The organism is Vibrio genomosp. F10 str. ZF-129, from assembly GCF_000287055.2.
GTDB lineage: Bacteria > Pseudomonadota > Gammaproteobacteria > Enterobacterales > Vibrionaceae > Vibrio.
On sequence record NZ_AJYQ02000001.1, the window covers coordinates 23487 to 47244 of the forward strand.

At 45.1% G+C, this 23758-nt stretch carries 17 protein-coding genes; 10 read left to right on the top strand and 7 right to left on the bottom strand.

Annotation, left to right across the window (positions count from 1 at the left end; genetic code table 11):
- The first annotated feature begins 9 nt into the window (after positions 1-9).
- The 6 genes from A1QO_RS00105 (at position 10) to recD (ending at position 13013) form a co-directional block, all read left to right on the top strand.
- Entirely contained in the window at positions 10-828 is an 819-nt protein-coding gene (locus A1QO_RS00105; RefSeq protein ID WP_038126140.1) for a carbohydrate ABC transporter permease, read from the top strand.
- Positions 829-840: 12 nt separating this feature from the next.
- Complete coding sequence (locus A1QO_RS00110; RefSeq protein WP_017035012.1) at positions 841-1113, top strand: DUF2160 domain-containing protein; 273 nt, start codon at positions 841-843, stop codon at positions 1111-1113.
- 142 nt (positions 1114-1255) lie between these two features.
- Positions 1256-2977 carry an extracellular solute-binding protein gene (locus tag A1QO_RS00115; protein ID WP_017035013.1) on the top strand — a complete coding sequence of 574 codons (1722 nt, stop codon included), beginning with the start codon at positions 1256-1258 and terminating at the stop codon, positions 2975-2977.
- 294 nt (positions 2978-3271) lie between these two features.
- A complete protein-coding gene (recC, locus tag A1QO_RS00120; RefSeq protein WP_017040317.1) occupies positions 3272-6739 on the top strand; it encodes an exodeoxyribonuclease V subunit gamma in 3468 nt (1155 codons plus the stop codon).
- A 455-nt stretch (positions 6740-7194) separates the two neighbouring features.
- Positions 7195-10827: an exodeoxyribonuclease V subunit beta gene (recB, locus tag A1QO_RS00125; RefSeq protein WP_017041167.1), complete on the top strand. Its 3633-nt coding sequence runs from the start codon at positions 7195-7197 to the stop codon at positions 10825-10827.
- Positions 10827-13013, top strand: coding sequence for an exodeoxyribonuclease V subunit alpha (gene recD / locus A1QO_RS00130; protein WP_017039596.1), 2187 nt, complete (start codon positions 10827-10829; stop codon positions 13011-13013). Before recB ends, recD begins: the two co-directional genes overlap by 1 nt.
- Positions 13014-13205: 192 nt before the next feature.
- Here the strand turns inward: recD and A1QO_RS20530 are convergent, their stop codons facing one another.
- Positions 13206-13388 (bottom strand): hypothetical protein, encoded by a 183-nt coding sequence (locus A1QO_RS20530; RefSeq protein WP_017035017.1) that lies wholly within the window; start codon positions 13386-13388, stop codon positions 13206-13208.
- 221 nt (positions 13389-13609) lie between these two features.
- The gene (gene argA, locus A1QO_RS00140) at positions 13610-15019 is read right to left on the bottom strand and encodes an amino-acid N-acetyltransferase (RefSeq protein WP_431354860.1); all 1410 of its coding nucleotides are present in this window, start codon (positions 15017-15019) and stop codon (positions 13610-13612) included.
- Positions 15020-15209: 190 nt separating this feature from the next.
- Here argA and A1QO_RS00145 point away from each other — a divergent pair, with 190 nt between their 5' ends.
- The 4 genes from A1QO_RS00145 to csdE all read left to right on the top strand — a co-directional run bounded on the left by A1QO_RS00145 (position 15210) and on the right by csdE (position 18244).
- Positions 15210-15620: a DUF2850 domain-containing protein gene (locus A1QO_RS00145; RefSeq protein WP_017038015.1), complete on the top strand. Its 411-nt coding sequence runs from the start codon at positions 15210-15212 to the stop codon at positions 15618-15620.
- 151 nt (positions 15621-15771) lie between these two features.
- Positions 15772-16884, top strand: coding sequence for a murein transglycosylase A (gene mltA, locus A1QO_RS00150; RefSeq protein ID WP_198926656.1), 1113 nt, complete (start codon positions 15772-15774; stop codon positions 16882-16884).
- Between the two features lie 92 nt (positions 16885-16976).
- Positions 16977-17786, top strand: coding sequence for a tRNA cyclic N6-threonylcarbamoyladenosine(37) synthase TcdA (gene tcdA, locus A1QO_RS00155; RefSeq protein WP_017039593.1), 810 nt, complete (start codon positions 16977-16979; stop codon positions 17784-17786).
- Positions 17787-17818: 32 nt separating this feature from the next.
- Positions 17819-18244, top strand: a complete 426-nt coding sequence (csdE, locus tag A1QO_RS00160) for a cysteine desulfurase sulfur acceptor subunit CsdE (protein ID WP_017038012.1) — start codon at positions 17819-17821, stop codon at positions 18242-18244.
- 89 nt (positions 18245-18333) lie between these two features.
- Here the strand turns inward: csdE and csdA are convergent, their stop codons facing one another.
- The 5 genes from csdA to A1QO_RS00185 form a co-directional block, all read right to left on the bottom strand.
- On the bottom strand, positions 18334-19545 hold the full coding sequence (gene csdA / locus A1QO_RS00165; protein WP_017041168.1) for a cysteine desulfurase CsdA: 1212 nt from the start codon (positions 19543-19545) through the stop codon (positions 18334-18336).
- Positions 19538-20143, bottom strand: a complete 606-nt coding sequence (locus A1QO_RS00170) for a DJ-1 family glyoxalase III (RefSeq protein WP_017039591.1) — start codon at positions 20141-20143, stop codon at positions 19538-19540. Before A1QO_RS00170 ends, csdA begins: the two co-directional genes overlap by 8 nt.
- Complete coding sequence (panE, locus tag A1QO_RS00175; RefSeq protein WP_017039590.1) at positions 20136-21029, bottom strand: 2-dehydropantoate 2-reductase; 894 nt, start codon at positions 21027-21029, stop codon at positions 20136-20138. Before panE ends, A1QO_RS00170 begins: the two co-directional genes overlap by 8 nt.
- Positions 21030-21154: 125 nt before the next feature.
- Positions 21155-21964: an outer membrane protein OmpK gene (locus A1QO_RS00180; RefSeq protein WP_017038008.1), complete on the bottom strand. Its 810-nt coding sequence runs from the start codon at positions 21962-21964 to the stop codon at positions 21155-21157.
- Between the two features lie 407 nt (positions 21965-22371).
- Positions 22372-23727, bottom strand: a complete 1356-nt coding sequence (locus tag A1QO_RS00185; protein WP_017039589.1) for an AmpG family muropeptide MFS transporter — start codon at positions 23725-23727, stop codon at positions 22372-22374.
- Between the last annotated feature and the right edge of the window lie 31 nt (positions 23728-23758).

Genomic DNA, 23758 nt, shown 5'->3' on the forward strand with positions numbered 1-23758 from the left:
ATCATGTCGATGACGAAATCTAAATACACCCGTTACACACAAATAGTCGGTTTGGCGTTCTATATCATTTGCCTGATGTTGCCTATCTACTGGCTATTGAACATGTCGTTTAAAGAGAACCAAGAGATTCTCGGTGGGCTGAGTTTCTTCCCTGAAAATTGGACGTTCCAGAACTACGCCACCATTTTTTCAGATTCCAGTTGGTATATGGGCTATGTCAATTCCATTACCTACGTGGTCATGAACATGGTGATTACGCTAACGGTTTCATTGCCTGCTGCGTATGCGTTTTCTCGCTATAAGTTTGTGGGTGATAAGCACTTGTTCTTTTGGTTATTGACCAATCGAATGGCGCCGCCTGCCGTGTTTTTGCTGCCTTTCTTTCAACTCTACTCTTCGGTTGGTCTGTTTGATACCCACATTGCCGTTGCCCTTGCGCACTGTCTTTTCAACGTGCCGCTTGCGGTTTGGATTTTGGAGGGCTTTATGTCGGGGGTGCCTCGTGAAATCGACGAGACCGCGTACATAGATGGCTACAGCTTCCCTAAGTTCTTCTTGAAGATCTTCTTACCAATGATCCGCTCTGGTATTGGCGTATCGGCCTTCTTCTGTTTCATGTTCAGTTGGGTCGAACTGTTGCTTGCTCGGACGTTAACTTCTGTGGATGCAAAACCGATATCCGCGGTGATGACCCGAACTGTCAGTGCGTCGGGGATTGATTGGGGCGTATTGGCAGCAGCAGGCGTATTAACGATTCTACCGGGCATATTGGTGGTTTGGTTTGTTAGAAATCATGTCGCGAAAGGTTTCGCATTGGGTCGAGTATAAGGAGTAAGCAAAATGGCTTGGATGGCGTGGACCACACCTTCAGCACTGTTCTTTCTTGGGATTGGTTTGATTTTATTAACGATGACGATTTATGAAATCACAACACCTTGCATAGAACGAAAAGGATTTTTACCGATTACGACCACTCGTGGCGATCGATTATTTATTGGGTTACTGAGCTCTGCATTTGTCCATCTTGGATTTATTGGACTCTCGGAACTCTCTATCTGGGTGCCTTTTACTCTTAGCGTAATTTGGCTTGGTACCGTTTTGAAATGGGGATAAATACAACGAACTGAGGGTGCGTTTTTGCCGGTACTTTTTCACGAAGACCAAACAGTCATTCGATGTGAAAAAGACCGTCAGTGATGTAACAGCGCAACAAATAACGTGAAACACGAATACTCATAATTGGAGTTATATAATAATGAAAATGGATATCAAAAAGTCTTATCTCTCTCGCTGCATGGCGCTTTCTATCGCTTTTGCTGCGCTTGTTCCAAATGCTTACGCTGATATGGCGGCAGCCAGTAAGTGGTTGAACGAAGAGTTTACCCCTTCAACGATGACCACCAGTGAACAAGAGAAAGAGATGCAGTGGTTCATTGATGCAGCGAAACCGTTTAAAGGCATGGAAATTAACGTGGCGTCTGAGACCCTCACGACCCACGAATATGAAGCCAAAGTGCTCGCGAAGGCTTTCTATGAAATTACTGGGATCAAAGTCAATCATGACTTGATTCAAGAAGGGGATGTGGTCGAAAAACTGCAAACGCAAATGCAGACTGGACGTAATATCTATGATGGTTATGTTAACGATTCCGACCTGATTGGTACGCATGTCCGTTACGGAAAAGTTGTGCCTATTTCAGACTTTATCGCCGGTGAAGGAAAAAGCGTCACCAACCCGTACTTAGATTTACCCGATTTCATTGGGTTAGACTTTACGACCGGCCCAGACGGTAAGATTTACCAGCTTCCAGATCAACAGTTTGCCAACTTATACTGGTTCCGTGCGGATTGGTTTGAGCGTGATGATCTCAAGGCACAATTTAAAGAAATGTACGGCTATGAGTTGGGTGTGCCACTAAACTGGTCTGCTTATGAAGACATTGCTGAGTTCTTTACTGACAAAGTGAAAATGATCGATGGTGAGCGCATCTATGGTCACATGGATTACGGTAAGAAAGATCCATCACTGGGCTGGCGCTTTACCGATTCATGGTTCTCAATGGCTGGCGCGGGCGATAAAGGCATTCCAAACGGGCTTCCTGTTGACGAATGGGGCATTCGTATTGAAGGGTGTAGCCCAGTCGGTTCCGATGTGGCTCGTGGCGGCGCGACCAATGGCCCAGCTGCGGTTTACGCAACAACCAAGTACGTGGATTGGCTAAAAAAATACGCGCCACCTGAAGCACAAGGTATGACGTTTGGTGAAGCAGGGCCAGTACCTGCACAAGGTTCTATTGCGCAGCAAATCTTTTGGTATACCGCCTTTACTGCTGATATGACCAAACCTGGTTTGCCCGTTGTGAATGAAGACGGTTCGCCAAAATGGCGCATGGCACCTTCTCCACGCGGACCTTACTGGGAAGAGGGCATGAAACTCGGCTACCAAGATGCGGGTGCATGGACATTCCTAAACAGTACGCCTTTGGATAGACGCCAAGCGGCGTGGTTATACGCACAATTTGTGGTCTCAAAATCCGTCAGTCTTAAGAAAACACTGGTTGGTCTAACGCCGATTCGTGAGTCGGATATCAACTCTCAAGCCATGACCGATGCCGCGCCTCAACTGGGTGGTTTGGTTGAATTCTACCGCAGTGATGCACGTAAGCAGTGGACACCAACAGGCACGAACGTCCCTGATTATCCGAAGCTTGCTCAGCTGTGGTGGCAACACGTTTCTGAAGCGGCGAGTGGCGAAAAAACACCACAAGAGGCATTGGATGGATTAGCACAAGCGCAGGACAAAGTGATGCAGCGTCTTGAGCGCAGTGGTGTTCAAGGTGAATGTGGGCCGAAACTGAATCCGAAGAAAGATCCTGATTACTGGTTGTCTCAACCGGGTTCTCCGAAAATGAAGCTGAAAAATGAGAAACCGCAAGGCAAAACGATTGCTTATAAAGATCTGATTGCTAAAAGCTAACAGCTAGTGAGCATTTGCTATGATTTCTAGGTCTAGCGGATTAGGTGCAGTCTTTGTAGGGAGTTGCAACCGACCGTGAGATCGAAAAATTTCTTCATTAAAATCGACACCCACCTTGCTATGTCAGTCAGTACGGTGGGTGTTTTTTATTCCTTTTGTCCATTTTTGAGATGTCTTGTGAACAGTTTGAACACCTCGTCATGTTTATTGTAATCATGTGCTTATAACACTCTCGAATTATGTGTCCCTATGCTAATCTCATTCTATCTGCGGCAAGAATAGTATGAGCGTATTTTGTTTACCGTCTATCACTCCAATCAAATCGATATTCTCAAGTCTCTTTTAGTCGAGCTTGTTCGTCAAAACCCATTAGAAAACCCGTTTGAAAAAGAACAGATTCTGGTTCAAAGCCCCGGCATGTCTCAATGGTTGAAAATGGAGCTGGCGAACGAGTTTGGCATTGCTGCAAACCTCGAATTTCCATTACCTGCGACTTTTATCTGGGAATTGTTCACGCAGATTTTGCCCGATGTTCCCAAACGCAGTGCTTTCAATAAAGAGGGGATGACGTGGAAATTAATGCACTTGCTTCCTTCGATGTTAGAGCATGAGCATTTTGAACCCCTTGCTCGCTATCTTAACGATGATGAAGACAATTCAAAGCTCTATCAATTGGTGGAGAAAATCGCCGATATTTTTGATGGTTACCTTGTCTATCGGCCTGAGTGGATAGCCGCTTGGGAAGCCGGGCAAACGGTCGCTGAACTGGAAGGGGATCACCCTTGGCAGCCAATCTTATGGCAAGCACTTTATGACTATACGATCGAACTTGAACAGTCGCCGTATCATCGAGCCAATCTTTACGCGGAATTTATTGAAACTTTAGCGCACTACCAAGGTTCATTAAGTCACCTACCTAAACGCCTGTTTGTTTTTGGTATTTCCTCGTTGCCTCCACGTTATATGGATGCATTAAAAGCGATTGGTGAGCATATTGATGTCCACCTCATGTTTACCAACCCTTGTCGGTACTATTGGGGAGATGTGCGAGACAAAAAATATCTGTCGAAATTGGCCGCAAAGCATCGCCAACATCTCGAGTGGCAAAATGATCACTCCGAGATTGGTGGGCAAACGGAACAGTTAAAAGGGTCACTTGCAGATAACGTTGTCGATGAACTCCATACCGATGTTGCTGGTAATAATTTGTTGGCTTCTTTGGGTAAGCTAGGGCGAGACAATCTGTTTTTGCTCTCTCAGCTAGAGTCACATGAAATCGAAGCGTTTGTTGATATCCCTAGAGATTCGTTGCTTCATCAGCTTCAGGCCGATATTTTAAACCTTGAAGAGCATCAAAACGATGAACGCCTCGATTCCAGTACCCATAAACAAGTCGTCACGTTGGATGATGGCTCCGTGTCTTTGCATGCTTGTCACAGCGCTATGCGTGAAGTTGAAGTCTTGCATGATCAATTGCTTGGTATGTTTGACCACCATTCTGGTTTAAAGCCGCGCGATATCATTGTTATGGTGCCTGATATCAACGCCTATAGCCCTGCTATTCAAGCTGTGTTCGGTAACGCGCCCGGAGAACGCTACATTCCTTTTTCTATTTCTGACCGAACGGCTACCCAGGAAAGCCCCATTTTAGCGGCTTTTATGCAGCTGGTGGATTTACCGAATACACGATGCTTGGCGTCTGAACTTCTTGAGTTACTTGAAACCCCAGCCATGATGGCTAAGTTTGGCTTAAGTGATGAAGAGTTCACACAGGCAAAACGCTGGATTGAAGAGTCGGGCATCCGCTGGGGGCTTGATGCATTCACAGCAAAAGAGTTTGAATTGCCTGAGGCGACTCAAAATACTTGGCAGTTTGGCATTCAAAGGATGATGCTTGGCTACGCCATGACGGAGGATTCAGGGCTGTTCCAAATGGGTGACAACCAAAACGGTGAGTTACTGGCTCCTTATAATGAAGTGCAAGGCATACAGGCTGAATTAGCAGGAAAACTGGCACACTTCATTGAGCTGATTGGCGATTACCGTAAGAGGCTAGCGCAGACTCAATCCGTTGAACGTTGGCGAGAAACACTCAACCAGTTATTGGATGATTTCTTTACGGTTGAATTAGAAGGTGAAGTGGCTCTGGTTGCCATTCGAGATACGCTCTCTACGTTAAAAGAGCAGTTGTTCGACGCGGGGTATCATCAAGAGTTAGCCCCGAGTGTCGTTAGCTTATATCTGAACAATAAGCTCTCAGGTACTCGAATCAGTCAGCGTTTCTTAGCAGGGCAAGTCAACTTTTGTACCCTCATGCCTATGCGTTCAATACCGTTTAATGTGGTGTGTTTACTGGGTATGAATGATGGTGTTTACCCACCGAATGATATTACTGAAGGTTTTGACTATTTACAGCGGAGTTTCAGAGCCGGTGATCGTTCAAGACGAGAAGACAGCCGCTACATGTTTTTAGAAGCGATCTTGTCGGCCACTCAAAAACTGTACATCAGTTATGTTGGCCGCTCGATTCAAGACAATACCGAGAAAGTCCCTTCTGTGTTGGTGTCGGAGCTGTTGGAGTATTGTCACCAAAATTACTGTCTTTCGGATGATCAGGATCTTCCTTGTGATGCGTCGGGTGATCGCTTGGTCGCATCACTCATTACTCAACATGCGATGGTGCCATTTAGCCCAAATGAGTTCTCTAGTTTGTCTGGCAGCTACGCTAAAGAGTGGATGCCTGCTGTGAATCGACAAGGCCAAAAGAGCGGTGAGTTTGAGCGTCAGTTGAGTGATTTTTTACTTGGAGCGACATTTCCGATTGAACTCGATTTAGTGGAGCTGCAACGTTTTTGGCGCTTACCCGTTCAGTACTTCTTTAACCGCCGCTTAAAAGTGTCTTTTGAACCTCCGTTACCCATTATGGAAAACGAAGAACCCTTTGTGCTGAATGGGCTGGAAAGTTATCAGCTACGGGATCAATTGCTTGATAGCTTGTTGGACGATCGCCTAAAAGGTAACCCTAACAGCCAAAGTATTGTTGAGAGATTTGTTTGTGAACAGAGAGCGCAAGGTAAATTGCCCGTTGGCGCTTTTGGTGATATAGAGTTTGAAACTAATCGAGCACAAGCCGAAGAACTGTTGGAAACACTGTCATTTCTATGTGGTCAGAGACAAGACGATGTAGATGTAAGCCTGATGATCGATGTGCTAGGGGAGGAAAAAAACGTCCAGTTACATGGATGGTTGACCCATCATTATCAATCCGGCCTTGTGCGTTACCGCAGTGGTAAAATTCGCTCTCAAGACTATTTGTCTGCTTGGATTGACCACCTCTTGCTTTCCATTTCTGGCATCTCGAAACCGACTCACATTATTGGTTACGATCGAAAAGAAGGCGTTGTGCACGAACTGTATCCCGCCATCGATGATGCCAAGTACGCACAAGATTTACTCAATGAATTTGTTCGTCTCTATTATCAGGGAATGACGAAACCTCTGTGCTACTTCCCTAAAACGGCACTGGCTAACGTCGATGCGGGCTTTAGTCGAGGTAAGTGGGTGGATGATGAAGATAAGTCGTTCAAAAAAATGTCCGCGACATTCAATGATGGTTTTCAAATAGCAGGGGAAGGTGCGAATACGTATATTTCCCGAATTTGGCCCGAATGGAACGATGAACTCGCTGCACAAGTTAGAGTGTTGTCGTCGCTGATCATTCAAGCGCCACGATTAGCTCTAGTCAATGCGGCCGATGCGTAATGAGTGGATACTAAGAGCTTATTTGAGTGTCGATCCCGTGGTAATGAAAAGTGATCAGTAAAAGGGAATAAAGTGGCCGCCAGTCAATCATTATAGTGTAGGGCGTTTTCTGTACGGCCACAGGTCAGAGGGACCATTATTAGGTTGGTATTAGGGTCGGTATCTTTGAATGATATCGCAGGTTAATGTATTGATTTGACCTGCAGGTGAACCAATGAGCGGCATACTATCGGCTCCTAAGGGCCTATGCCGTGAGTAAGATCGCACTCCCTTAGAATGAATACCGACTCAGGACGGATTTGTCATATTTTTCATAACTGGATCACGTTATTTCGCAACAGGCCTAGTTTCAAAATAGATGTAGTGTCGAAATAGAGTAAGCATTTGATTGTAGATTAGTGACCGCCTAACTCTAGGTCATTAAGATGCAATAGGTAATAAAAGGTTTGAGTACAATGACACCTAAAATTGTGGCAACAACACTAAATACAATGACTTTTCCTCTGCATGGTGCACGACTCATTGAAGCCTCGGCAGGGACAGGAAAAACCTTTACGATTGCCGGTTTGTATCTTCGCTTGCTGCTCGGGCATGGTGACGGAGAGACACGCCATTCGACACCGCTGACCGTTGATCAAATCTTGGTGGTGACGTTCACCGAAGCGGCAACGGCTGAATTGAGGGATCGTATTCGGGCAAGAATCCATGATGCTCGCATTGCTTTTTCCCGAAGCCAGAGTGATGATCCGGTGATTGCACCGCTACTTGCAGCGGTAAGCAATCATAAAGAAGCCGCAAAAATACTGTTGCAGGCTGAGCGTCAAATGGATGAAGCGGCGGTGTACACCATTCATGGTTTTTGTCAGCGCATGCTTACTCAAAATGCTTTTGAATCAGGCAGCCGTTTTGATAACGAATTTGTCACCGATGAAAGCCACCTTAAAGCGCAAGTGATTGCCGATTATTGGCGTCGAAACTTTTACCCTTTGCCTATCAACTTAGCGGGCGAAGTGAGACGTATCTGGGGATCGCCAGCATCACTCTTATCTGATATTGGTCGGTATTTAAGTGGATCGCCGCTGACATTATCAGTCGACGCTATGAGTGGAGACCTTTCTACATTACATCAGGACAATCTCGCCCAAATTGATGTCCTAAAGCGTCATTGGATGGATCATCAAGTTGACTTTCTGGCTCTCATATCTGGCTCAGATATTAACAAACGCAGTTACACCAAAAAATCATTACCGCAATGGCTAGAGAGCATCACCGCATGGGCTTCACAGCCAACGGATAACTATGATTTCCCCGATAAGTTGGAACGATTCTCCCAAGATGTACTGCGAGAGAAAACCCCAAAAGGCGAAGCCCCCCAGCACGAAGTGTTTGAAGCGATTCAAGCTTTTCTATCGGCCCCTGTAAATCTTAAAGCGCCGCTGATGGCCCATGCGATTAAAGAGTGTCGTGAGAAGCTGGCGAGCGCGAAAAAGCATAAACAGTGGCTCTCTTTTGATGATCTTCTTACTCAACTTTCTGCTGCGATAGACTTGGATGAAGCGGGTCAGTTAACCGAGAGAATTCGCACTTTATATCCGGTCGCGATGATCGATGAATTCCAAGACACGGATCCACTTCAGTACAATATTTTCAGCCGTATCTATCTCGATCACCCGCAATGCGGTCTGTTTATGATTGGCGATCCTAAACAGGCGATTTACGGTTTCCGTGGGGCGGATATTTTCACGTACATCAAAGCAAGAAATCAGGTCAGTGCCCATTACACATTGGGAACGAACTGGCGCTCCAGTGCCAACATGGTGTTGGCGGTGAATCAGCTGTTTCAATCGTCCAGTAGCCCATTTATTTATGACGAAGACATCCCCTTCTTGCCGGTGAACTATAGCCCTGTGGCTGAGCAGAAACATTGGTACTTAAAGGGTGAAGAACAGCCAGCGATGACCTATTGGCTGCAAGACGCGGAAGATAAACCGCGCTCGAAAGGGGAATACCTTGATGAAATGGCGCTGGCGACGGCGAGTCAGATCCAAACGATATTAACCGCAGCTCAAAGTGATAATGCCTACTTTTCAAGTGGATCTGAAAGTGGCTCGAAAAGAACAACCGTTGAAGCGGGAGATATGGCTGTTCTGGTGAGAACGGGTAATGAAGGGCGAATGATCAAACAGGCTTTGGCCGATAAAGGGATTGCCAGTGTTTACCTTTCTAACCGAGATAGCGTGTTCACAAGTGGAGTTGCTCAAGATCTACAAAGGCTATTGCAAGCCACGCTTACCCCCGACAATGATCGAGCACTGCGTTCGTGCCTTGGCTCTGAATTGTTTGCCTTGAACGCAAGCCAGCTTGATGCGTTAAATAACGATGAAATCATCTGGGATAACGCGGTTAACGAATTCAAAGAGTATCGAAAACTCTGGTTACAACGAGGAGTGCTTCCGATGCTTCGTTCCGTAATCAGTAAGCGTCATATCGCTGAACGGTTGCTGGAAGAAGATAATGGCGAACGTACGCTCACTGATTTGATGCATATTGGAGAACTGTTGCAACAAGCGAGGCAAGAGTTAGATAGTGACCATGGGTTGTTGCGCTGGCTTGCCGAAACCATCAGCCAAGCCGAACAAGGGCTAGGTGGCAGTGATGATCAAATTCAACGGTTAGAGTCTGAGCGAAACTTGGTTCAAATAATCACCATTCATAAATCGAAAGGTCTGGAATATGATTTGGTGTTTCTCCCATTTCTAGTCAGTTATCGTGAAGCAAGTGAAGGAAAGTATTATGACGAATCCACTGATCAGACAATACTCGATATTACCAACAGTGGTGCCGCATTAGAGCAGGCCGATAAAGAGCGTTTAGCCGAAGATTTAAGACTCGCTTACGTCGCACTCACTCGAGCAGTGTATGGCTGTTTCATTGGGGTGTCACCGATAAGACGAGGACGCTCAACCAAAGAACCGACCGGAGTTGATAAAAGTGCACTGGGTTACTTATTGCAAAATGCACAACAAGGTGGTATTTCCGATCTCAACAATGCGTTAACTGTTCAGGCTAACGCATTGAGCGCCATTGTGGTGACGGATCCCCCGTTGCCTCACGATGATTCTTACTCTATTTTGCAAGAACATGCTGTCGATCTTCGTGCTCATGTACTCCAGAGAGAGATTGACCGATCTTGGCGTGTTACCAGCTATTCAGGTCTGGTTAAGCAAGGCAGTCATCAGTCTCATTATGATGCCAGTGTTGAGCTTCAGGGGTTTGATATTGATTCTGTTGAAGAGCAAGATGAGACGGAACTCATTGAGCCAGAGCGGTCCATCTTCACCTTCCCACGGGGCGCTCGCCCGGGTACGTTTTTGCACACGCTATTTGAAGAGGTGGAATTTACCCTTCCTGCTGGTGAAGAAAGCAACCTAGACATTATTCGCCATCTAATGGAAAAAGAGCAGCTAGATGAACATTGGCTACCCATTTTACAAACGTTGGTGGACAGGGTGTTAAGCACCCCTCTTGATGGGCGAGATCTCTTGCTGAATAAAAAGTCCGCAGAGCAAAGGTTGGTCGAGATGGAGTTTTTATTGCCCATTGAAGTGCTCACGGCCAATGGGCTAAATCAGACCATCTGTCAACATGATCAATTATCAGCCAAAGCCGGTTCTCTCGGTTTTCAAACAGTGAAAGGCATGCTGAAAGGGTTTATTGATTTAGTTTTTGAACATCAAGGTAAATACTACATTTTGGATTGGAAATCGAATCACCTTGGTGATGACGTTTCGTGTTATCACGGCGAAGCTTTACGTGCGGCGATGGTGGATCATCGCTATGATTTGCAGTACCAAATTTATGCGTTAGCGCTGCATCGTTTCTTGCGCAGCCGATTAGCAAACTACGATTATGATGCTCATTTCGGTGGGGTATATTATCTTTTTCTTCGTGGTATGGATGGGCAATCGGACCATGGTATTTTTTCCGCTAAGCCAAGTTTGGACCTTCTCAATGATATGGATAACCTCATAGCTGGCGGTATTCCTAATGGCCTTCGTACTGCTGATCAAATGGAGCTGGATTTTTAATGACAATGTCTCTTCTTAGTAATTTAAACACATTGGCGAAGAAAGGCGTCATTAGGCAGCTTGATTATCAATTTGCTCGATTCATTGCATCCCAAGAACAGAATGCTCCAGAACATATCGGCTTTCTTGCGGGGTTAATCAGCCATGAGTTGAGTAAGGGAAACATTTGTTTGATGCTGCCAACACCTTCGATGGTGGGCGAGACTGCAAATAATTCGGCGAATTCTGATGAGCATGCTCATCATCCATGGGCGTTAAAACTCGGACTGTATGGTGATTCCGCCACGGCGCTAAGCTTGCAATTACAAAGCATTGATTGGGCATCGCTGATTCAACAGTCGACTTTGATTGGTGAAAATAGTGAGGCCGTGCCGATGATGTTTGATGGCGAACGCTTGTATCTGCATCGCTACTGGCAGTACGAAATCGGCTTAGCGGAATGTTTAACTCGCTTTGGGTCACCGATGATCTTAAAGCCTACTGAGGTACAAAACCTCTCTGCGTTACTTGATCGTCTCTTTCAGCGAAGTTATCACTACCTATTTAATGGGCTGAAAAGTCTTTCGCCATCAAAAAATACTCAAGTGGTCCGTCAACAACTGGTTTGCGATCATCTTGATATCGTCGATAACACATCGCTGGATTGGATGGCGATTGATAACTTATTACTGGCGGCTAATAAAAGTGAAGATTTACAAACGCTGGACCAATGGGTGCCGTTATCTGTTTGTGTGAATTGGCAAAAAGTCGCAGCCTCCATTGCATTAACTCGTCGCTTTGCGGTCATTTCTGGAGGGCCAGGCACGGGTAAAACCACCACGGTCACTAAGCTGCTTGCTGCATTGATTACACAAGCAGAGCAAACAGGAAAAGAGCCCACTATTCGCCTGGTAGCACCAACTGGGAAAGCGGCCGCAAGATTAACCGAATCGATTGGTCAGGCGATCACCGAGCTTGCTGTGTCACCGCAACTCAAAGAGAAAATTCCTACCCAAGCGAGTACGATTCACCGTTTACTTGGGGCATTGCCCAATAGTGCAGAGTTCAGACACAACCGAGCAAACCCGCTGCATTTGGATATTCTTGTGATTGATGAAGCGTCGATGGTTGATCTGCCTATGATGTATAAAGTGGTGGAGGCGCTGCCAGACCATGCTCGCTTGATACTGCTCGGAGACAAAGATCAGTTAGCGTCTGTGGAAGCGGGATCTGTGCTTGGTGATATCTGCTCGTTCCAGAAATTAGGCTACAGCAGCGCCCAGGAAAAAGTGCTCAAAGAACTGACGCAGTATCAGCACATCAATGTTAATGATGGCTCAGTTAACCCAGACGACACCATCAAACAGGATGGCAACGTCATCAGTGATAGCTTGTGTATGCTGCAAAAGAGCTTTCGATTTGACGCACGATCTGGCATTGGTCAGCTAGCCAAGGCTATAAACTCAGGTCAACCCAAACGTGTAGAGCAGGTCTTTGAGCAAGGATTTGGAGACATTGAATCTCACACGTTAAGTGGTGAAAGCTACAATCACATGCTGCAAACATTGGTACAGGAATATGCGCAGTATTTAAAGCAAATACAGCCGAAAGACACGAGTACCATTGAGCTTGTTGAAGATCAATTGCAACGAGCGAAAATGGCCTTGAAGCAGTTTGCCCAATGTCGATTATTGTGTGCAATACGCGAAGGGGATTTTGGTGTATCTGGATTGAATCTACGCATTGAAAAAGCGTTGTCTCGTCAGCGTCTCATTAATCCACAGGATGAACTTTGGTATCACGGCCGCCCTGTCATGGTGACGCAAAATGATCACGGATTAGGGTTGTATAATGGTGATATTGGCATCTGCATGATTGATTTTTCTGATGACAATAAACGCCTCAAGGTCTTTTTTGAACTACCCGATGGCAGTGTGAAATCCGTATTACCAAGCCGAGTTCCAAGCCATGAAACCGCGTTTGCCATGACGGTTCATAAATCTCAAGGTAGCGAGTTTGCCTTAACCTTAATGATCTTACCACCGGATTTTACACCAGTACTGACCCGAGAGCTGATTTACACCGGGATAACGCGAGCGAAAAGCCGATTGGTTCTATTTTGTAATATGAGTGTGCTTAAGCGCGGGATCAGAGTAAAAACAGAGCGCGCGAGTGGTTTAGTGGAACGGTTAAAGATGACTTGTTAGCGATGTGGGCGGATAGTGTCGCAGTATTATTTTTGTCATTAAGGTCTGGAACGTACCTAAGTTTGGAAAGTATCTAAGTCTGGAAAGTATCTAAGTCTGGAGAGTATTGAAGCGTGGAAAGTAAAGATTGAATCAGAAGTGTGTCATCAATGGTAAGTCACCATCCCTGGAAACTTACGTTCATTTCAAGCATTACACTAGAATTGCGCTTGTAAAGGAAATGCTATTGATTTTATAACGTCTCTGGTAATTCAAAATGAACGCTTTCATACCTTCATTGACAGGAAATACACAGTGTACATCTAAGCCTTCTAAAAATTGGTTGTCAGCCATGTCCCAAAAGCTTTGGACAGAGTTACATATGACGGTTTTCATCGGCAATTTGCTCTTAGTTACTTGTTTTAATTTTTAAGGCAATCCATGCGGGCCCAACTGAGTTAGGCAAAGAGTCCAATGACCCCGAAAGGCAGCTCCTCAATTGAGGAGGTCGAATTTTAACCACTTTATCTCAATAAATAAAGTGGTTTTTTATCACTATATGCTATGAAATTGATTTGTTATTGTCTCGATTTTGAGAATGCATTGTACTGATTAGGCTAAACACGAAGCGCTAAGATTTTTGAACGCCGTTGATAGTTATAGAGGTTTTGTTTCGCGACAGGCAAAGAGTCGACCCCTACCTCATAGAACCCTTGTTCTCTGAACCAGTGCAAGCTGTGGGTGGTCAGAACAAAAATCCGATGGATACCTTGGGACTTTGATTGAAGCCTCATGTGGTCAAGTAACAGCAAGCCTCGATTGCCGTCGCGATATTCTGGGTGAATGGCGACACACGCCATTTCTGCCATGTGCTCATCCTTATAGGGATACAAGGCCGCGCAGCCGATGACCAGCCCATCTTTTTCGATGATCGTGAACTGGTGTATTTCCTGTTCAAGTTGCTCTCTTGATCGTCGAACCAAAACGCCTTTCTCTTCGTGAGGGCGAATCAGATCTAGAATGCCACCTATGTCATCAATTTGTGCGGTACGGACTTGCTCTGCACTGGCCATGACTACCTGGGTGCCTATTCCGTCTAGCGAGAACAGTTCTTGAATGAGTGCACCATCATCTTTATAGCTGATTAAATGACTTCGGGGTACGCCGGCTCGACAAGCGACAGTGGCAGCCCGCAAGAAACGACTGGTACCGGAAGAATCATCTTGCGTCAGGTCTGTTGGCGTTGTGTTGTTTTCTACGGTGTCATTATCGTTCTGTGAATCGTTGATTTGCTCATGAGCGCGTAAAAGCTTATCAACGTCCTGGGGAAATAGTTCGGCAATGGCATTGCCATTTTCATCAATGACACCTTGCTCAGAGCAGAAGCCTATCAGCTTGTCTGCCCCCAATTTTATCGCAACTTGGGTAGCCACTTCTTCTGAGAGCAAGTTAAAGGAATCGCCGGTGACCGAGCTAGCGATAGGGCCGAGCAGCACGATTGAGTTTTGCGCCAGCGCTCGGTTTATCCCTTCACTATCAATACGGCGTATTCTTCCACTGTGGCAGTAATCTACCCCATCATCTATACCTAATGGTTGAGAGACAATAAAATTACCACTCACTACGTTGAGTTGAGTCCCTGCCATAGGGGTGTTATTCAGACTCATTGAGAGCCTGGCGGTTATGGCCAGTTGAAGCTGTCCTGCCGCTTGCATGACAAAGCTGAGTGCTTTTTCATCGGTCACTCTAATTCCCTTGTGATAAGGGGTTTCTATATTATTTGAAGTGAGAATTTGGTTGATTTGTGGGCGGGCACCGTGAACTAACACAATTCTAACACCCAGACTATGAAGTAATGATAAATCACTAATAATATTAGTGAAATTTTTGTCAGCGACAGCTTCTCCTCCCAGCATGATGACCATGGTTTTACCACGGTGAGCATTGACGTAAGGGGCTGATTGTCTAAATCCTTTAACTAAGGCTGTGCTACGAATTTTCAATTCATTAGCCTCTATTGAATTAATATGTGATTATACTGCCTTTTTATTCATTGGTTAACAAGGTTTTTGTACTTGTACTGTAAACAAACAATAGAGGGTTTGTAGATGACTGCAGCTGCGAACGGGCTTTATTGCCATCAGGTGAAGTTAGATGTGGTACGAGCAGTATATAATGGTTAAAGTTAAGCTAAGTGAATAGGTCAAGTTTAAAAAGATGGCTCCACAAAAAATAACAAAAACAGTCAAAAAAAAGAAAGAGCTCATTGTTTTTTCAGTATTACTTCTTGTGTCTATGGTGGCAGTGCTTACTTATTCCAGTTTATTTAAGCAGGTGCGTCTTTCTTTAGTTGATCAACAATCCATACACGGCGTGTGGGTTGAGCAACATGTCGCGGACTACGCGACAAACAATGTCCACATCGGTCCTGATGGTGTTTCGGTGGCTGGAAGAATTGTGGCGACACGGTATGAGTTTGATGGATCCACACTCGAATATCTAGTCGGAGAGACTTTGTATCAATATCGGATGCTCGATGAACTTAATACGAAGATGATTCAAATATCTGATAATCACTACAATCCCACTTATTACTTGGTTGAGAAATACAGTGACCGAGTTCGCTGATAGCCCAAGCTGAAAATTGACGTTAATCTCATTCTTAAATGCGCTACTGACGAGAATCATTACGATCTTGATCAGTATTTATTTTCTATTACGATTAGGTAATTGAGTTCTTATTAAGAGTTTGTCATTCTCTTGATACTGAAATTAAGGAATTATCCCTGTGTTCAAAAAAATGCTCCCTTTAACAGCCATGACACTACTTTTTGGCTGTGCGCAAAACACCGATCTTGCTCAGCAGTATTCTGGTACCGAATTCTCTTCCACATTAAACCAAGTGGACTTTATTGAATCCAATACGCCACGTGATTTCACAAAATTTGCCAAGCAGGCGCAAGCGGTGATCGATAATTCCCCCTCAATGGCACAGACCTTTGAACCTCTCTATGAAAAACTCAACGAATGGGCTTTACAAAGTGGCGACCCTAGTGCATTGGCCAGTTTTGGTGTTGAGTTGGCGCAACTCGGTGGCGGTGATGATAAAGGCAATGTTTTATTCACCGGGTACTTTTCACCGGTTATGGAGTTAAGGCATGAAGCCGATGACCGGTTCAAGTATCCGGTTTACGCGTTACCAGAGTGTGAGAGTGAGTGCCCAACACGAGCACAAATATATAACGGAGCGCTCGAAGGGCTAGGGCTTGAGCTGGGTTATGCATCAAATCGTATCGATCCATTTATTATGGAAGTTCAAGGCAGTGGCTTTGTGCATTTTGAGGATGACGATACGCTGGAGTACTTTGCTTATGCTGGAAAAAACAATCGTGCTTATGTCAGTATTGGTCGGATTTTAATCGAGCAAGGCGAAGTTCCGCGCGAAAAAATGTCGTTAAAAGCGATTAAAGATTGGGTATTTGCCAATGACGACCAACGTGTTCAAGAATTACTGGAGCAAAACCCATCGTTCGTGTTTTTTGAGCCAAGAGACGCAGCCCCTGTAACGGGGTCGGCCGGTATTCCTTTGCAAGCAATGGCGTCTGTCGCGGGTGATCGTTCTATTTTTCCTATGGGGACGCCGATTCTAGCTGAGGTCCCTTTGATCAATGCCGATGGTACCTGGAGCGGTGCGCACCAGCTAAGACTTCTGTTAGTGCTTGATACTGGTGGAGCGGTAAAAGAAAATCATCTTGATCTGTATCACGGCATGGGCCCTCGCGCAGGGACGGAAGCTGGGCATTACAAGCACTTTGGTCGCGTTTGGAAATTGGGCTTAGAAGGCACGGCAACACAAGCTCCTTGGGCGATGCCACCAGAAAAAATGGAATAGCGACACTGTCGAAAACCGCTAGACATTTTAAAATAGAGTGCGTATAAATCGCACTCTTTCTTTTTGTCACCTCGTTAATGTGGATGTTTGATATGCGTGAACTCAACACACCAGCTTCGGAAAATTACGATCAGCGTTTTGGCGGGACTCGCCGCTTATACGGTCATAGTGAGGTTGAGATTCTTCGTGCTTCTCATGTGTGTGTCATTGGTATTGGTGGTGTCGGTTCATGGGCAGTGGAAGCGCTGGTTCGTACTGGTATTGGAGAGCTCACCCTCATTGATATGGATGATGTTTGCGTAACCAATATCAATCGTCAAATACATGCGTTAAATGGCACTGTGGGACAAAGCAAGATTGAAGTCATGGCAGAGCGGGTCAAACTGATTAACCCTGAATGTAAGGTTAATCTTATTGACGACTTTATTGGCCCTGATAATCAGCATGACTACTTAACGAAAGACTACGATTATGTCCTAGATGCCATTGACAGTTTAAAAGCGAAGGCGTCTTTATTGTCGTATTGCCGAAGTAATAAAATTAAAGTGATTACGATTGGTGGTGCGGGTGGTCAAATGGATCCAACTCAAATCAAAGTTGCGGATCTCACGAAAACCATTCAAGATCCGTTGGCGAAGAAATTAAAAGACACCCTACGACGTTTGCATAACTTTCCTAAGAATCCCCAGCGTAAGTTTGGTATTGAGTGTGTCTTTTCTACGGAACAATTGAAGTACCCACAAGCGGACGGTTCAGTGTGTGCTGCTAAATCGACAGCGGAAGGGCCAAAACGTATGGATTGTGCGACCGGTTTCGGCGCAGCGACCGTGGTGACGGCGACGTTTGGTTTTGTTGCCGTCTCGAAAATTGTTGAGAAGATCATCGCTAAGCACAGTCAGTAACGTTAGCCATTACCTAATGAGATGAGTTGAGTATGACAGACTTTCCGATCACACCATTTGGCCGCGATATCACGACGGACGATATCGTTGCTACCATGCAGTCATTTAAAGGCTGGGAAGACAAATACCGCCAAGTGATTCAATGGGGAAAAAAACTCCCCCAAATGGCGGAAGAGTTTAAAACTGAGCAGGTCATGGTTTCTGGCTGTGAAAGCCAAGTTTGGTTAGTGAGTCAGTCTGTTGCTGGTGTTTGGTCTTTTCATGCAGATTCTGATGCTCGCATTGTTCGTGGTTTGATAGCATTAGTTCTCGCCGCTTTTGATGGTAAAACTTCAGAGCAAATTAGCGAGTTTGATGTTGATGGCTATTTTGAATCGCTAGGGTTAATTTCTCACTTAAGTGCTTCGCGTGGCAATGGCCTAAAAGCGATAGTAGAGCAGATAAAATCGCTCAAGTGATTCGCTTCAACAATGGCGCTTCACAAGAGTGATAAAGAAAAGGTTCGCATCAGCGAACCTTTTTCATTTAGGGTTTCATTCGGTTTGAACTACAGTATATTGACTGCCTTCTCGATGGCAGAAATTAAGCGTTTTACGTCATTCTGGTCATTATAGATACCAAACGAAATTCGGACACTTCCCTTAATCCCAAGGGCATCCATTAAAGGGTGAGCACAGTGGTGCCCAGCTCGAACTGCGATACCTTGTTGGTCGAGTAACGTGGCGATATCTTGATGATGAACCCCCTCAATACCAAAACTAATCACGCTCGCCCCATCTTGATAGCCATGTATTTCAATATCTTCAAAATCAAGCAGAGCTAGATAGGTTTGTTTTTGCAGTTCGTGGATGTGAGCGTCGACTTTCTTTGTATCTAAGCCTTGGTACCATTCGATGGCTTTAGCCAAAGCAATGGCGCCAGCGACATTAGGGGTTCCCGCTTCAAACTTCCCAGGCAATTCGGAAAAGGTTGTTTTCTCAAAAGAAACGCTTTCGACCATTTTTCCACCACCATGCCACGGTGGCATGACATCGAGCAGTTCAAGTTTTCCATACAGAACACCAATACCGGCAGGCGCATAAAGCTTGTGCCCCGAGAAAACATAGAAGTCAGCGTTAAGGGCTGCGACATCGACGCGTTCGTGGACAATACCTTGTGCACCATCAACCACAACAACCGCGCCAATCTGGTGCGACTTCGCTATGATTTTTTCAATAGGTTGCCTTGTCCCTGTGACATTGGTGATATGAGCCAGAGCGACAATCTTAGTGCGACAGGACAATCGATCCTCAAACGCTTCATAATCTAATTGGCAGTCGGGCGTCATTGGTATTTTGACGATGTTAGCGCCTGTTTGTTCGGCAACGATCTGCCAAGGGACGATATTTGCGTGATGTTCCATTTCACTGATGAGGATTTCATCACCCGATTGCAACGTATTACGAGCGTAAGTTTGTGCAATCAAATTGATCGCTTCGGTCGCGCCTCGTGTCCAGATGATCTCTTTAGTGCTTTGAGCCCCCATGAACTCAGCGACGATTTCTCGTGCGTGTTCAAATTGATTGGTGGCGTTGGCGGTTAAGCTATGACTTCCTCGGTGAACATTTGCATTTTGAGCACTGTAATAGTCGCTGATGGCATCAATCACGATTTGAGGCTTTTGTGTGGTTGCTGCGCTGTCGAGATAGATCAGTGGCTCACCATTGACCTTTTGATTGAGTGCAGGGAATTGCTGCTTAATTGCCGCTATATCAAGCATGTTCATTACCCAGTTTAAAATAATGCAGGGTAGGGAGTGTCACCATCGGTTCTGCAACGCTCCAAGCATGGGGCTTACCAGACAAGTGAATTATGATTTCAATAGCAAACTCGAGTGCCGTTCCCGGGCCTTGACTGGTGATCAAGTTATGGGTGACATCGATAGTGACTCGCTTTTGTCGCCAATACGGTTCTTCAATATGATCTTGAAAGCTTGGGTGGCAGGTCATCAGCGCTGTTGGATATAAATCGTGATGTTGTAAAACCAGAGCAGGTGCTGCGCAAATGGCCGCGACTAACTTACCATCGTATTTATGTTGCTTAACGATTTCCATCAAGATTGGACTGTCTCGAAACACCTCTGCGCCAGATACGCCACCTGAAAGAATGACCGCATCAAATTCGTCATCGGCAATATCCACCAAGCGACAATCTGCGGTCAGGGTAACTCCTCTTGAAGCCTTCATGGTCAGTTGGCCATCAAAATCTGCACTTGCAACAATAACCTCGTAGCCAGCGCGTACCATAATATCGATGATCGTTACTGCTTCCATCTCTTCAGTGCCTGGTGCGATAGGAACCAGTATTTTTTTAGTCATGATTCGTCCAACTTAGTTCTATGTGTTTGATGGCCTTGTAGAGTTTATCATTCTCTGGTGTCGTGATGCGGTGTTGAGCCGCTTTATCGATTAAGTAGCCAGTAATAAAGTCTATCTCGGTTTTTCTTTGGTAGAAAATATCTTGCCTCATTGAAGAATAATTGTCTGCGGTGGCTTGAATGACGGTTGTTACGGTTGAACTCAATGTCTCGCTGGACAGGCTAATGCCCTCTGCCTGAATGACCTGCGCGACTTCTTCTATAATGGCGTTGAGTCTTTGCTGGTAGGGTTCGCCAGCTAATTGTCCATTTCTACACTGCTCGATGGCGGTCAAGGGGTTAATTGCACAGTTAATCGCTAATTTATGCCACAAGGCTGCGGTTATATTGTCATTCCAAGTCACACAGGGCAGAGCATGGTTGAGCACGTCAGTCATGAATTGGCATTGTTGCCCTCGATGGTTGTATGGACCAACTTGTGTTGCCCCTTGACCTGTGTGACTGACTTTAGTGTCATTTAATTTAAGTGCGCCATGTGTCGTTGTTGCTAACAGAACGGGGTGGGCGTCCAGTTGAGTTCTAAGTGGGTCGACCGCGCCCATGCCATTATGCATAAATAGAATAATACAATCATGATGAAGTGACTCTAGAAGTGGTTCTAGTGCTTCTTGAACTTGCCACGACTTGACTGTGACCAACAATAAATCAGCATTGTTAAGTGCGAGGCTGTGTTGATTGAGATACGTTTGATTGTGGTTGTCATCAAGTTGAATAGAAATATTAGGACACGAGCTTCTGCTCCAGAGCGATACGTTATGCCCAGACGAATTAAGATGAGAAGCCCACAGAGCGCCAATTGCGCCGGGGCCAAGAACCACAATATTCACGTTAGAGTCTCTATTACAAAGTGTGAGGCAAGGATAATAGGCTAGAGTAGGAAATCAATAGAAATAAAATGGCAGGCACAAAAAATGGCGCTCAAGAGCGCCATTTTAGTATTAGTTATACAAACTTAGAATTTGTAAGTAGCAGCAATGTAGTGGCTAAAGCCTGAAGATTTTAGACCAGCAGAGTCTTCGATACCGTAGATATCGTTGTACGCTTTAAGGCCATAACCTAGAGCGTAACGGTCTGAGTGCCAGTAGATGCCATTGAACATTGCACCACCGTGGCTTGCTGTTGAACCAAACTTGTTACCAGCGCCATCTTCCATACCGAATTGGTAGTCGATGTAGCCTTGGTAAGAGATGAAAGAGCCGTTCTCGAAGAAGTAGAAAGGTTTAAACCAGTTAGTAGAGATCTGGTAACCGTTCCAATCCTTTTCGTTGTTGTCGTAGTAACCGTAAAGGTTTAGGCCAATTTTACCTAACCAAGGAACCATTACGTCTGAACCTAGACCAACTTTAGAGTTGTTTACGCCGAAAGCACTTTCAGCATCACCAGACCACTCAAAAACAGTCGCTACATAAAGTTCTTCTACAGGACCGAATGAAAGGTCTTTACCTGTCAATCCATCTAGAGACATACGAGGGGCAAATTTCATGAATGATTTAGCTGCCCCAGCTTTATCGCTATTGCTGTCTGTTGTTAGGTTAAAGATATCAACGTAACCGTATAGATCGAAAATTCCAGAGCGGCCACCGAATTCCATCTCTAGGTAGTCATGAGAAGACTCACCTGGAAGCTCATCGAATGCGCCCATAAGGTTGAACTGCATCCACTTATAATCGTTTTTATGTGTATCGCCGTCAGTGTAGTCTGCTGCTAAAACTGGCGCTGAAGTTGCTGCTAACAAGCTAAGAGCTAAAAGTGATTTGCGCATGAAAAGTACTCTCTATTTATTGATATGTCACATGGTGCTTATTTTAGTGTTAAGCACATCCGAATGCAGCGCATAATAACGACTTAATTCAAAAATAAAAGAGAGACAAACGATTGCATTGCAAATTTATTGTGACATGAATCACGATTATGATGCGTGATGATGAACTCAATGCTTATTTCATTGCGTTGCACTAATGGTGTGATCGGTGTCTCATTTCTTCGGTTGTCAAAAGCCGCAATTGTTTATCGATTAACCAACTTATTTAGTTAACGTTAGGTAGATAGGGATCGTAAATACGATGTTGGAACATTTATGTGATTGTGATCTTTGAGGTTACACCTTAGTTGTCGATATAAAAGGGCAGCTAAATAGCCACCCCCCTTAATTATACATTTTATCAATGATTAAGATTCATTTCTGGCTTTATCAAGTAGTCGATTAAAGTAATGTCGAAGCGAATAAAGCATGATCAAGCTTGGAATTACCATGACCGCGGTAACGATAAAGAAGGTTGACCAGTCATTGAGGAAGTCAGCCAGTTCTCCACTAAACGAAGCCAATGTGGTTCGACCAAAGTTTCCGAGTGAGGCCAGTAGGGCGTATTGTGTTGCTGAAAAAGCTTCACCCGTCAGAATGGTCAAAAAGGATACAAATGCCACCGTTGAAAATGCGGTAGTAAAGTTATCAACCAGAATGGTCGCTAAGAACAAATGCTCATTGGGGCCAACTTTGGCAATCCAAGCAAACATTAAGTTACTTGCCGCCATTGCAATCCCCCCAATCATTAAGCCACGTACAATGCCGAATTTCACATTAAACATACTGCCAACTAGGGTAAAGAAAATGGTTGCTCCCCACCCGATCAGTTTTGAGTACTGGCCAATTTGTTCGTTACTAAATCCGACTTCTTTATAAAAGGGAATCGACATTCGGCCTAGGAACGCTTCACCGATCTTAAAGAGGAATACAAATAGCAATAAAGTAATCGCTACTTGAACGCCATTCCGTTTGAAGAAATCTAAAAATGGTTCCACAACGGTAACTGTAAACCAAGCCGCAACTTTTGACCCAACCACCTCGTTATGGCGTTGTTCTGCTTGTTTTTGAAGAGCTTCTCGCTGGGTGTTGGGCTCTCCTACGAGCAAGGTAAACAACATTAATACAGCGACAAATCCCGCCATTCCGTAGTAAACCCCATTCCATCCTATGCTATCTGCGTTGATAAAAGCCACATAGCCGGGCAATGAGTAGCCAGTCCACCAGCCAATAACCGCCATTGCAGACGCTTGAGGCAGCTTATTGGATTCAGATTTTGGAAAGGTATCGATACGAAACGCATCAATGGCAATATCTTGTGTCGCTGACGCCGTTGCAATCCCTAACGCAAGCATTGAAGTGAACATCAGATCATCTGCAGGGTTTACTCCTGCGATAAAAAGCGTGAGCACTAAAACGATCGACTGACAAAGAAAGATCCAACTGCGTCGTTGGCCTAATATTGCGTGTAAAACTGGCAGCTTGACGCGATCCACTAAAGGCGCCCACAAGAAGTTAATGGCGTAGACTGCGAAAACACTACCAAAGTAGCCAATAGCAGCACGCGTTAAACCTGCATCTTTTAACCAGCCTGACATATTCGAGCCAATCAAAACCCATGGGAAGCCGCTTGAACAACCCAGCATAAATACCCACATGAGTCGCCTGTCGAAATAGCTGCGTAAGGTTTCTTGCCAAGTTAGTGACTGGTTATCAAGTGGCATAAACAAATCCTTGTAGAAAAGGCTCTAATGA